The organism is Dorea sp. OM07-5 (genome assembly GCF_003481355.1).
GTDB lineage: Bacteria > Bacillota > Clostridia > Lachnospirales > Lachnospiraceae > Dorea_D > Dorea_D hominis.
Genome location: NZ_QUKZ01000006.1, coordinates 148,776 through 160,981, shown reverse-complemented (window position 1 = coordinate 160,981; position 12,206 = coordinate 148,776). Strand labels below are relative to the sequence as shown.

The window sequence follows — 12,206 nt, the reverse complement described above, 5'->3', positions numbered from 1 at the left end:
ATCCCCGTCCCCTTTTGCGGTTTTTTACATTTTCATCATGCCAGACATGATACACCCACCAATTGCTCCACATTTTCCCAATTCTATCCACTGGTCCATGTGGAATTTTATTCCACCGATTCCATATACAGAAATATCTACAGCTTCACAGACTTCTCGTAAAAAGAGCAAGCCTCTCGGCGGCAGCCCTTTTTTGCAGTCTGTAGCGTAAATGTGCCCTGCTGTTATGTAGGTTGCACCGAGTTTTTCTGCTTCTATGGCCTCTTCTACAGAATGTACAGAAGTGCCAAGTTTCGCAAATTTTTCTCTCCACCGCCCAGATGCACTTTTCCCAGCCGTCACTTCCCGTAACAATGGCAGTGGCAAATGAAGGCCGTCACACGGCAATTCCATCGCCACTTGATAGAATGTATGCAAAATACATGGAACCTGATACTCTTTGCAGATTGCCAGCACTTTCTCTGCAAGATCTTTATATTCTTTTTCGGTCAGATCTTTTTCCCGCAAAATTATGGCATCCGGTCCCCATTCACAAATTTTTCGGATCTGTTCTAAATATGGTCTCTTGCTTAATGTACGGTTTGTCACTGCAACTACATGAAACCCTTGCACTTTCTCATTTGTACATCTATCATCCGTATTTTTTATTTCTTTACACATACTATAATCTCTTTATATCTTTTACTTGTTCACACATAAAATATAATCGCTTCGTGCATTTTATTTCTTTACGAAAATATAATCTCTTTATATCTTATAATTCTCTATACATAAATATAATCACTCATGACCGGCTGCAAATCATTTTTCAGCAATGCATCATAAACTTCCTTCACACTTCTGCCATCAGAAATTTCAAACTGATCATCGCCTTTGTCCTCGATGTCTTCCACATGGCTTCCGATTCCGGTGCTGACTCCTGCAGAAATCTTAGTAGCCGCAATACCTACGAGATGATCTCGCACGCGTGCGCACTCTCTTGTTGATACGGTAATGCTTGCAAATGGCATAAAGAGACGATATGCGCAAACAACCTGCAACAGCTGTGTCTCATGCACATCCATCGGGTTGATCCGGTCGTTATTGATGATCGGACGCAACCGTGGACAGGAAAATGCAATTTCTGCATGTGGATATTTTCTCTGTAATAAATATGCATGATATCCGGTTGCAAATGCATCTTTGCGGAAATCATCCAATCCCAAAAGTGCGCCGAATCCGACACCACGCATGCCACCTTTTAAAGCACGCTCCTGTGCATTCACACGATATGGATAAATACGTTTATGTCCTGCCAAATGTAATGTTTCATATTTATCAGAATTGTATGTTTCCTGGAATACGGTCACATAATCTGCACCACATTCGTGTAAATATGCATATTCGTCTGAATTGACCGGATAGATTTCAAGTCCGATTACTTTGAAATATTTTCTTGCAATCCTACATGCATTTCCGATATATTCCACTGTGGACTTACTTCTGCTCTCCCCAGTCAGAATGAGAATTTCCTGTAATCCAGTTTCTGCAATTGCCTGCATTTCTTTCTCAATTTCTTGATCATTTAACTGCGCACGGTTAATTTTATTGTGACAGTTGAATCCACAGTAAATACAATAATTCTCGCAATAATTTGCAATATAAATCGGCGTAAACATATACACACTGTTTCCAAAATGTCTGCGTGTCTCGTCTTTTGCTGCCTGTGCAATTTCTTCTATAAACGGAAGTGCCGCAGGTGATAAAAGCGCCGCAAAATCTTCTGGTGTTCTGGATGTGTGTGCGATTGCCCGCTTTACATCTGCCGCCGTGTATTTATCATAATCGTAAGCTTGCATAGCTTCTACAACCTGATCCAATACTTCTGAGCCGATATCTTCCATTCCTGGCAAATATGTCATATGATCGATTCTGTTTTTCTTCTGATCTTCCAGAATCTCCTCACTTAATATACTTTCATTGATATGTTGATTTTCCATCTTTTTTACCTTCTTGTATTTTTGCAATTTTTGTTAAGATTAATCCTCTAAAAATCCCGTAAGCGGAGAGGATGCGCTGGCACCTCTTTCGATTTTTCTTCCAAGTCCGGACAGATAAGCACTGCGCCCTGCCTCGATTGCTTTCTTAAATGCTTCTGCCATGACCGGAACATCACCTGCTGTTGCGATTGCTGTATTTGCCATCACTGCCGCTGCGCCCATTTCCATTGCTTCGCATGCCTGTGATGGGCGACCGATTCCGGCATCCACGATGATCGGTAGATCCATTTCATCAATGAGAATCTGTATAAATTCTTTCGTCGCAAGTCCTTTATTGGAACCGATCGGCGCTCCAAGTGGCATAATGCATGCTGCTCCGGCATCTGCCAGCGCTCTTGCCGCATTCAGATCCGGATACATATATGGCATAACTACAAATCCTTCTTTTGCAAGAATTTCCGTTGCTTTTATTGTTTCGTAATTATCCGGCAATAAATATTTGGAGTCGCGGACAACTTCGATTTTTACAAAATCCCCGCATCCAACTTCTCTTGATAATCTTGCGATTCTGACAGCTTCTTCTGCATTTCTTGCTCCGGATGTATTCGGAAGTAATGTTACATTGTCCGGAATATAATCCAGAATATTTGCCAGTCCGCCTTCATTTGCGCGGCGAAGCGCCAGTGTAATGATCTGCGCATCTGCTTTTTCAATGCATGCTTTTACAAGATCCAGTAAAAATTTTCCTGATCCTAAAATAAATCTGGATGTAAATGTGTGTCCTCCCAGACTCCATGTGTCTTTTGTACTCATATGTTTGTCCTCTTTTCTTATTATTTTTTGATTTATATCTCTTCCTCACCAAGAAGCAAGCGTGTGATCATATTTGCTTCATGGGCAGCGCAGATTGCAACTCTTGGCGCCATCAGTCCATTTCCATAACCTGGCTCTGTCACACGGTCACCACACAGGTAAAAGTTCTTCATCAGATGTTCTGTGCGAATTGTATTACTGCTCCCATAGCCTGCCATTCCGGTTGCCGATACCAGTTTCTTTTTCGGAAAATGCTGTAGAATTCCATTTACCAGCATTGCTTTTGCTTCTGGATTATCAAACGCTTCGCATACAATTCCTGCATCTTCAAAAAGAGAAATCAGATTCTCTTCTGTCACTTTCACGCAGTCTGTCCGGATATCAAGATATGGATTGATTTTCAAAAGCAGCGATTTCAACGCATCGGTTTTATACATTCCAAGATGTTCCATAAAGTACTGCTGCCGGTTCAGATTCGTAATATCCACTACATCAAAATCAATCAAGTGCAAATGCCCGACACCAATTCTTGCAAGTGCATACGCCACATTTGATCCAAGCCCTCCAAGTCCGGCAATTGTCACATGTCCGGCAGATAATTTTTTCTGGATCTCCGGCGAATGACGTTCTTCCAACGCCGCCTGGATCTCTTCTTTTGTTAATGTCTTTGTTGTCTGTCCTTCCATCATTTTCTCCTTTATGTCATTAACTTCCTGGCTCATCTCTTTTTGGTCCGGAACTTCTTTTTCCTCATCGGTTTCCTCACGCAACTGTCATAATCCCTGTGCTCATCTCTTTCTGTCCCGGACTACTCTTTCTTCCGCTTTAGCCTCCTCCGACAAATGTCACAACTTCCAGACGATCACCGTCTTTCAACATCGTATCGGAATATTCATATTTCGGAAGAATATCTCCATTTAACTCTACCGCAATCCTTTTCATCTGATATCCTGCGTTTTCTAGATAAGCAGCAACAGATATTGACTGTTTCATCTGAATCTCTTTTCCATTTACTGTGATCATTTCACTACACCTCCTTTTAATCTTAGAAAAAAAGAGTTCACAAAGAAACGTACCCGCGGTGGTGCGCCCCTTCATGAACTCTTGTTCACTCTCAATCTTTTATACCTGTTAATAACAAAAACGGAAGATACCAAAGTATCTTCCGCTCATAGCATATTCCTTGCGTTCCTACGTTGGCATTATCCAAATCAGGTATATGGGTCGAAGTTTTAAACTTCCTCTCAGCCTATCACATAAGCTCCCCGGTTCTATTTGATTGTTCCTCTCCAGTATAAATGTATTTCACAAATCTGTCAAATATATTTTATATCACATCCTTATCTGGAGCATCTGAACTGAAGTTCTTCCCATCTTCTGTCTACTTCTTTCTGGAAAGCCTCTAACAGATACTCATTGCCTTTCTTGAAAAGATGTTTGAATCTTCCCTGTGGTCTTAAGAAATCTTCGATTGGGAGTTTCTTCTTCGGCTCATAGTTCAGAATCCATTTTCCTTCTACGACCTCAAATAACGGCCAGTAGCATGTCTCTACACCAAGTTTGCAAATCTCCATAATATCCGGCGTATTGTATCTCCATCCACGCGGACATGGTGCCATAATATTTAAGAAAGCAGCGCCTGGTGTATAAATCGCTTTTTCGGATTTGATATGCAGATCTTTAAAGTTCTGTACAAACGTTGTCTGTGCCACATACGGAATATCATGCGCAGCAATTACAGATGCAAGATCTTTTCTGTTCTGTGGTTTTCCGTTACTCTCGCTTCCTACCGGTGTAGTTGTTGTATCTGCATACATCGGTGTTGCAGAAGAACGTTGGATGCCGGTATTCATGTAAGCACCGTTGTCATAACAGACATATACCAGATCCTGATTTCTCTCCATTGCTCCGGACAGTGACTGCAGACCAATATCATAAGTACCGCCGTCACCACCAAATGTGATAAATTTGTATGTTTCGTCTAATTTTCCTTTTCGTTTTAATGCTTTGTAAGCACCTTCCACACCACTCATGGTTGCGCCTGCATTTTCAAATGCATTATGAATGTAGCTATCTTCCCATGCTGTGTATGGGTATGTAAATGTGGATACTTCCAGACATCCTGTTGCATTTCCGATGACTGCTTTATCACCTTCATGAAGACCGCGCAGTACATTACGAACTGCGATTGTTCCGCCACATCCGGCACACATTCTGTGTCCTGGCGCCAGGCGCTCTGATTTATTCATTGTCTCTTTAAAATTATAACTCATCTTCTCTACGGCCCTCCTTATTCTCTAATTCCAAGATAGCGGTAGGTTTCTCCTGCATCGCCATCTGCGATCATCTGTTTCAGGGCTTCAAATACGCCTTCCATGTCTTCTACGCGCACGTCACGTCCGCCAAGACCGTAGATGTAATTCACTGCCAGCGCATCTGCTTTTGCGCGGTATAATGCACTCATCACATCTGCACCTAACGGTCCGCCATGGTTCGTATAGCTTTCTGCACGGTCCATAATTGCAACTGCTTTCACATTTTTGAGCGTCTCCGCGATCTCATCAGCCGGAAATGGGCGGAACAGACGGATCTTCACAAGTCCGACTTTCTCTCCCTGTTCTCTTAAGCGGTCAATTGCATCTTTTGTTGTTCCTGCTGCAGAACCGATCATTACAACTGCACGTTCAGCATCTTCCATGCAGTAAGATTCAAACAGACCATATTCACGTCCGGATACTTTCGCAAATTCCTTTGCAACCTCCTCTACAACTGCTGGTACATGTTTCATGCCTTCTGCCTGCGAGCGTTTTGCTTCCATATAATAATCTGTGATCGCATATGGACCAACTGCCATCGGGCATTCCGGATTCAGAAGATAATTTTCCGGTTCATATTCTCCAACGAAATTCTTTACCTCTGCGTCATCCAGTAATTCGATATTTTCTACTGCATGACTGGTGATAAATCCATCCTGACAGATCATGATCGGCAGTCTGACATCTGCATGTTCGGAAATGCGATATGCCTGCACCATGTTGTCATATGCTTCCTGATTATTTTCTGCGTAAATCTGGATCCAGCCTGCATCTCTTGCTCCCATACTGTCGGAATGGTCACAGTTGATGTTGATCGGGCCGGAAAGTGCACGGTTTACAAGAGCCAGTGCTAACGGCAGTCTATTAGATGCCGCAATATATAATTCTTCCCACATATAAGCAAGTCCGCAGGAAGAAGTCGCTGTCAAACTTCTTGCTCCTGCTGCCGAAGCTCCGATTGCAGCGCTCATGGAACTGTGCTCACTCTCTACCGGAATAAACTCTGTGTCTACCTGTCCGTTTGCTACAAAAGAAGCGAAATACTGTGGAATCTCTGTGGACGGAGTAATCGGGAATGCCGGGAACACATCTGGATTAATCTGTCTCAATGCGATTGCAACCGCTTCATTTCCTGATAAACGTTCTCTTTTTCCCATCTTATTTCACCCCTTCCATCTTAATTGCGTCAAATGGACATGCTTTTACGCAAATGCCACATCCTTTGCAGTGTCCATAATCAAAATCCAGTCTCTTCATGTCTTTTACCGGGATGCAGCTGTCCGGACAGACCGGTACACAAAGCAGACACTGTTTACATTTATCTGCGATAAATTCTGGTTTTACTTCTGACCATTCCCCTGTGTTGAACTCTTTGGAGGTTCCTGCACCGGCAACGATCATACCTTCTGTCAGCTCTTCCCATGTTGCTTTTACACCTAATTTACTGATATCTGTAGCCATTAGTGCACCTCCTTAAATGCCATCTCAAGTGCTTTCATATTGCCGTCAATAACTTCCGGCTTGCTGGCGAATTTGTGCTTGAAGGATGCTTTCATTTCTCTTAAGAAAGTCTCCTCATCCATAATCCCTGCTACTTTTACAATTGCAGCAAGAAGTGGTGTGTTCGGGAAATATTTTCCCATTGCCTCCATTGAGACTTTGTGTGCGTCAATAATATAAACTTCTCCTTCGTATCCATGAAGATGCGGAATGATCTCCTCTTTTGTGCGCTGTGTATTTACAAGAATTGCTCCATCTTTTTTCAAACCGCTAGTCACATCCACGGATTCCAGTAAGGATTCATCTACTACAACTACATACTGTGGATCATAAATATTAGAATGTACACGGATCTTTGTATCGCTGATTCGGTTATATGCTGTAATCGGTGCTCCCATACGTTCCGGGCCATACTCCGGAAAACCCTGTACGTATTTGCCTGTCTGGAATGCTACATCTGCCAGCAACAATGCGGCTGTTTTTGCACCCTGACCACCACGACCGTGCCATCTGATTTCTGTATGATTACTCATCTTTCGTATTCCTTTCTTTAAAAACTAGTATTATTCTGATTATACTGTATAAATATGTGCATGTCTAGAGTGCACTCTGTTTTTATGTTTTTTATAATTCTTGAGAATTGCATCTGCATCTTGCTTTTTCTTGCAGATGTAGATACTTTTCCGGCGTAAGACACCAAGAATCAACTTGTATCTCTCAAGTCCACAGAAACATCTCACCACGAAAAAGCACCCCAGAAGATCTGCTCATCGACAATTCTCCTGGGATGCTTTTTCGTGACTTTCGACTGTTATTACGGATATTTACTTTTTCTTATATTTTTACTTTTTCATTCTACAACCCTGGTATCACTACTTGATACCGCTATCTACCTGATACATATGTTTGATCAGGCGGAAAATCTGATTTGTGTACCCCCACTCATTATCATAGAAGCTGATAAGCTTGAAGAAATGTCCATTGATCTGGATTCCTTCACGTGCATCAAAGGATGATGCATGGCTGTCTCCGATAAAGTCAGAAGATACTACTTCGTCATCGATATAATCTAAAATTCCTTTCAGATATGTCTCTGAAGCTTCTTTCATTTTCTTACAAATATCTTCGTAACTGGTTTTTGTTTTTAAAGCAACATTCAGATCCACAATGGATACATCTGAAGTCGGTACACGGTAAGAAATCCCATTCATGCGATCTTTTAATGTTGGAATAACGAGTGAAATCGCTTTTGCAGCTCCTGTTGTGGATGGGATCAGGTTGCCAAATACGGCACGTCCTGTACGCCAGTCTTTAAGTGAACGGCAGTCAACTACTTTCTGCTTAGCTGTAGCAGAATGTATCGTAGACATTAATCCATACTCAATTCCGTAATTGTCTTCTAAGACTTTACACAATGGTGCAAGACAGTTTGTTGTACACGATGCATTCGAAACAACATGCATAGACGGCTGATAAAGTTCGTGGTTGATTCCCATTACAAATGTCGGTGTATCCTGGTCTTTAGCAGGTGCGGAAATGATTACTTTCTTTGCGCCACCTTTGATATGTGCCATTGCTTTCTCTGTAGTACAGTAAGCACCTGTCGCATCTATAATATATTCTGCTCCACATTCCCCCCAACGAATGTCTGCAGCATCATTTTCCGAGTACACACGAATCTTCTCACCATTGACGATGATTCCATCCTCATACTTTTCGAGCGTTCCCTGAAAACGTCCGAATATTGAATCGTAACGGATCATATAAAGAATATAATCCAGATCAGCGTTTCTTACGTTGATCCCACAAAGTTTAAACTGCTCCGGCTGATTGATGGCAATACGGAATGCGACTCTGCCAATGCGTCCAAATCCGTTGATGCCAATTGTTATTGCCATAATAAATACCTCCTGTGTATGACATATTAATACTTTTGTATCTTTCCCCATTTGCAATAACAGTCCGCCACAATCTATCGCGAGTGTAACATACTTTTTCCCGGAATACTACCGAATTGATAGTAATTAATCATTTAACGGGATACGTAAATATTTAACAAGATTTCGATTTTTTCACAGATATTTCTGACTGAATATGCCTCCTTCCGACAACCTCCTAATCAGGATTAAAAAGAATAGAAATGAAGTTTCCTATTATATAGAAAATGGTGCCTTGCGTATCTGCGCAAAGCACCATTTTATTCGTATTATATTCTTTATTTATAAATCATTATGCTTAAACCATTTCATACCTGTAAGCACTTAGATTCATTTTATTGAGCCGGGCTTACAACAACTTTGTATGTTGCCTTATTTCCAGCTTTTGTTCTTGCAGTAATAGTAGCTTCTCCTGCTGCGACTGCTGTAACTTTTCCAGTTGCATCTACTGTTGCAACCTTCTTGTCGGAAGAGCCATAAACAACTTTACTGCTTACACGTGCCGGCCAGCAAGCCAGTTTATTTTCTGCTGCAGAAGCTCCTGCAACAAGCATTTTACCGGAAGCATCTTTGTTTACTTTTTCTGCTGCAAAGCTAAGCTGTGCATAGTTCTTTACAACATCTGCAGATACGTCCTGAATTGGCCATGCAGCTTTGTCTTTCTGCCAATTCAGCTGCCATAACCACCATCCGCCATCATACAGGCTGATGTTCTTCACACCATTCTGATAACAGATCAGGAATGGGATTGTAGCTCTCCATCCGGTTCCGCAATAGAATGATAATTCATTGTCTAAAGAAGAGTCAGACTCTGCAAGGATAGATTTTACTTTGTCGATTCCTACAACTTTACCGTTTTCAACATAGCTTCCATCATCTGTGTTATGTCCCCATACAGCACCTAAAGGCTCTCCTGCATAGTCGATATATCCATAACCTGTTTCTTCGCCTTCAAATTCTTTTGTAGAACGGATACTTACCAGACGGAAGTTTGCGTCATTCTGTAGTTTGTCTTTTGCATCCTCTGCTGACAGGATGTACTCTGGATGCGCCGGAACAGTTGTACCGAAGCTGTAATTATCTCCTCCGGCTTTCTGCTCGTTTACTTTTGTCTCCACATCGTATCCGGCAGCTTTCCATGCCTGCATACCGCCATCGACAACTTTTACGTCTTCAACTCCTGCATAAAGCATTGCAAACGCAACTCTTGTTACGCTAGAATCAGATGCGCTTCTGCCGTATAAAACTACTTTTGTATCTTTTGTAATTCCGTTTCTTTTCAGGAACTCGCTTAACTGTTTACCGCTGCGGATATTAAAGTTATCTTCCGGTTTTACATCTTTTTCGTCATAAAGTCCGAAATCGTCTTTTCCATCTCCATATGGCCATGGATCACAGTCGTCATATTCTACTGCATCTGAGTTGATATGATATGCTCCCGGAATATGACCTGCATTATAGTTTTTATCTCCTGCTGTGTCTCCCCATGCAACTTCTGATACGAATACATTTTCATATCCTTTCTGAAGTCCGGACATTGCACTCTTTAACCATTCCGGCGATACATATACCTGCTGTTTGGATACGGATGCAGCTGTTGTTTCTACAGAATTTGTATTCTTATTGTAGAATACTTTATTTCCGTTTGCATCAATGTATGGATTTCCTTCGTTACTCCAGCCGATCCAACCATCGCTGTAAAGAGATACATTATCATATCCTAAAACAAGAGCATCCCACATAGTCTCAGCAGCTCTCCATCCACTTCCGCAGAAGAATGACAGATGTTTGCTTACATCTATACCCTGAGATTTCCAAAGTGTTTCCAGTCCTTCTTTGCTTCTCATAGATTTATCAGCATTACGATAATAGATCATAGAGCTTGAATATCCACGTCCTGATGGGCCAAATACGGATCCCTCGATTCTACCTTTCAGATCATGGTAACTATATCCTGAACTCTTACCGTCCCATTCTTCCTGAGTACGTGTATCTACTAACTGTACGTTATCATCTTTCAGAAGTTCTTTTGCTTCTGAAATTGTATCAATATATTCCGGATGTAAAGGTTTGTCGGTTCCAAAGCTTGCTACTGCTTTTGGTTTGTTGATGCCTTTTTCCATCTCATATCCTTTGGCATTCCATCCAACCATACCTTCGCTCATTACGTGAACATCCTCGCATCCAAGATATTTAAGGATAACACCCATACGTGTTGTTGCCATCGGCTCTGAACCAACGATGATTACACTGCTATCTTTTGTAACACCTTTGTCTGCTGCAAGTTTCAGAAGTGTTGCATCATCATTCAGTCTCCACTCTGAACGGTAGGCTTCGTCTTTTTCCGGTACATATACCTTTGGAGTCTCATATTCATCTGTATTTACATGAACAGATCCCGGTACATGTGCATCTTCATATCCAGATCCTGTATCCGGGTTATTTGTCTCATCTCCCCAGGCTACATCCAGTATTACAATATTGCTTCCACCTGTTACTTTCTTAGCTTCTGAAGAAAGTGCTGTATTCTTTGTAACATGGTCGCTGACATTCTTTACAACTTCTGCCGGAACATACAGATCATAATTCTTGTATGATTCCATTGTAAATGTTCCTTTGTTGATTGCAGATTTTGCATTGTAAATGGAAAGGTCCTTGTATCCTTTTTTCTGCAGATAAGCTGCAACAGTTGCTGCATCTTTTCCGTTTGTATCATAGATTACATAGCTTTTAGCAGTCGTAACACCAATCGCTTTTAACTCCTGCTCGATATAATCTTCTCTTGTAGAATTTTCGGCAGATTGTGACGAAAATCCGGCTGTCATCCACTGTGAAGATACGTTTACAGAATTTTTGATATGTCCGCCTTTGCTGACACCATCTAATGCCCATCCCTGATAAGCATCTGTAAGTCTTGCATCAACTAATACTTTGTTGTCGCTTGCGCTCTTTGCATACTCTTTTACCTGAGTTGTTGTAGCGGTTGCGAAATCAACAACTGTCACCTTGCATGTAGTTGACAGATATTTGCCTTTGCTGTTTTTCTGTGTTGCTTTTATAGTAATTGTTGCTGTACCAGCCTTCTTAGCTGTTACTTTCCCATTGCTGCTTACAGTTGCTACTGCTTTGTTGCTGCTTGTCCATTTTACAGGGCAGTATACGCCAGCCGGTTTTACAGTTGCTTTCAGTGTGTTTGTTTTTCCGACTACTACAGTTGCTTTGACAGCACTTACTTTAACGCTGCTTGGTTTTAAGTTCTTAACAGTAATCTTAACAACTTTTTTCACTTTTTTGTTCTTCTTGGATGTTACAGTAATGTTTACCTTTCCGGCTTTCTTACCTGTTACAACACCTTTGGAAGATACGGTTGCAATCTTCTTGTTGCTTGATTTGTAAGTAACTGCCTTGCTTGCATTTGCAGGCTTTACTGATTTGACCGAAATTGTAGACTTTCCTTTGATATCAACTGTTTTTGTTGTTACCTTCACGGAAAGGCTCTTCGGTGCTTTGGACGCTGCCTGTGCCGGTACGCTTGTACCGAAAACTGCTACAACTGCTAACATAGCAATCATTGCTACCGCAGCCTTTTTCATAAAATTTTTCATGATTTACCCTCCTTTTGTAAATTTGTATCAGGGTATATAATCCCTGATAATATTTTA

Annotated in this window: 11 protein-coding genes and 1 riboswitch; all 11 genes read right to left on the bottom strand. The window is 41.5% G+C overall.

From position 1 onward, the window contains the following. Positions 1-24 precede the first annotated feature (24 nt). The 11 genes from DXC04_RS07820 to DXC04_RS07770 all read right to left on the bottom strand — a co-directional run bounded on the left by DXC04_RS07820 (position 25) and on the right by DXC04_RS07770 (position 12,149). On the bottom strand, positions 25-660 hold the full coding sequence (locus DXC04_RS07820) for a thiamine phosphate synthase (protein WP_021859593.1): 636 nt from the start codon (positions 658-660) through the stop codon (positions 25-27). A gap of 104 nt (positions 661-764) precedes the next feature. Beyond that, the gene (thiH, locus tag DXC04_RS07815) at positions 765-1,979 is read right to left on the bottom strand and encodes a 2-iminoacetate synthase ThiH (RefSeq protein ID WP_021859594.1); all 1,215 of its coding nucleotides are present in this window, start codon (positions 1,977-1,979) and stop codon (positions 765-767) included. A 39-nt stretch (positions 1,980-2,018) separates the two neighbouring features. Continuing rightward, a complete protein-coding gene (locus tag DXC04_RS07810; RefSeq protein WP_118660679.1) occupies positions 2,019-2,792 on the bottom strand; it encodes a thiazole synthase in 774 nt (257 codons plus the stop codon). Between the two features lie 32 nt (positions 2,793-2,824). Beyond that, positions 2,825-3,481, bottom strand: coding sequence for a sulfur carrier protein ThiS adenylyltransferase ThiF (thiF, locus tag DXC04_RS07805; RefSeq protein WP_408640167.1), 657 nt, complete (start codon positions 3,479-3,481; stop codon positions 2,825-2,827). Between the two features lie 136 nt (positions 3,482-3,617). After that, positions 3,618-3,815, bottom strand: a complete 198-nt coding sequence (gene thiS, locus DXC04_RS07800; protein WP_021859597.1) for a sulfur carrier protein ThiS — start codon at positions 3,813-3,815, stop codon at positions 3,618-3,620. 147 nt (positions 3,816-3,962) lie between these two features. Continuing rightward, positions 3,963-4,070, bottom strand: a riboswitch (TPP riboswitch). Between the two features lie 62 nt (positions 4,071-4,132). After that, positions 4,133-5,065 carry a thiamine pyrophosphate-dependent enzyme gene (locus tag DXC04_RS07795; protein ID WP_021859598.1) on the bottom strand — a complete coding sequence of 311 codons (933 nt, stop codon included), beginning with the start codon at positions 5,063-5,065 and terminating at the stop codon, positions 4,133-4,135. A 17-nt stretch (positions 5,066-5,082) separates the two neighbouring features. Beyond that, entirely contained in the window at positions 5,083-6,264 is a 1,182-nt protein-coding gene (porA, locus tag DXC04_RS07790; RefSeq protein ID WP_021859599.1) for a hypothetical protein, read from the bottom strand. A 1-nt stretch (position 6,265) separates the two neighbouring features. Further along, positions 6,266-6,568 (bottom strand): 4Fe-4S binding protein, encoded by a 303-nt coding sequence (locus tag DXC04_RS07785; protein WP_021859600.1) that lies wholly within the window; start codon positions 6,566-6,568, stop codon positions 6,266-6,268. Further along, entirely contained in the window at positions 6,568-7,140 is a 573-nt protein-coding gene (locus DXC04_RS07780) for a 2-oxoacid:acceptor oxidoreductase family protein (RefSeq protein WP_021859601.1), read from the bottom strand. Before DXC04_RS07780 ends, DXC04_RS07785 begins: the two co-directional genes overlap by 1 nt. Positions 7,141-7,479: 339 nt before the next feature. Then, positions 7,480-8,505: a type I glyceraldehyde-3-phosphate dehydrogenase gene (gene gap / locus DXC04_RS07775; protein ID WP_118660677.1), complete on the bottom strand. Its 1,026-nt coding sequence runs from the start codon at positions 8,503-8,505 to the stop codon at positions 7,480-7,482. Between the two features lie 374 nt (positions 8,506-8,879). Continuing rightward, positions 8,880-12,149: a rhodanese-like domain-containing protein gene (locus DXC04_RS07770; RefSeq protein ID WP_118660675.1), complete on the bottom strand. Its 3,270-nt coding sequence runs from the start codon at positions 12,147-12,149 to the stop codon at positions 8,880-8,882. Positions 12,150-12,206: the final 57 nt, after the last annotated feature.

What these genes read in the sequence shown, in the direction of transcription:
- DXC04_RS07785 (WP_021859600.1), bottom strand. Translation starts at nt 6,568, where the DNA reads ATGGCTACAGATATCAGTAAATTAGGTGTAAAAGCAACATGGGAAGAG.
- DXC04_RS07810 (WP_118660679.1), bottom strand. Translation starts at nt 2,792, where the DNA reads ATGAGTACAAAAGACACATGGAGTCTGGGAGGACACACATTTACATCC.
- gap (WP_118660677.1), bottom strand. Translation starts at nt 8,505, where the DNA reads ATGGCAATAACAATTGGCATCAACGGATTTGGACGCATTGGCAGAGTC.
- porA (WP_021859599.1), bottom strand. Translation starts at nt 6,264, where the DNA reads ATGGGAAAAAGAGAACGTTTATCAGGAAATGAAGCGGTTGCAATCGCA.
- DXC04_RS07780 (WP_021859601.1), bottom strand. Translation starts at nt 7,140, where the DNA reads ATGAGTAATCATACAGAAATCAGATGGCACGGTCGTGGTGGTCAGGGT.
- DXC04_RS07820 (WP_021859593.1), bottom strand. Translation starts at nt 660, where the DNA reads ATGTGTAAAGAAATAAAAAATACGGATGATAGATGTACAAATGAGAAA.
- thiS (WP_021859597.1), bottom strand. Translation starts at nt 3,815, where the DNA reads ATGATCACAGTAAATGGAAAAGAGATTCAGATGAAACAGTCAATATCT.
- DXC04_RS07770 (WP_118660675.1), bottom strand. Translation starts at nt 12,149, where the DNA reads ATGAAAAATTTTATGAAAAAGGCTGCGGTAGCAATGATTGCTATGTTA.
- thiF (WP_408640167.1), bottom strand. Translation starts at nt 3,481, where the DNA reads ATGATGGAAGGACAGACAACAAAGACATTAACAAAAGAAGAGATCCAG.
- thiH (WP_021859594.1), bottom strand. Translation starts at nt 1,979, where the DNA reads ATGGAAAATCAACATATCAATGAAAGTATATTAAGTGAGGAGATTCTG.
- DXC04_RS07795 (WP_021859598.1), bottom strand. Translation starts at nt 5,065, where the DNA reads ATGAGTTATAATTTTAAAGAGACAATGAATAAATCAGAGCGCCTGGCG.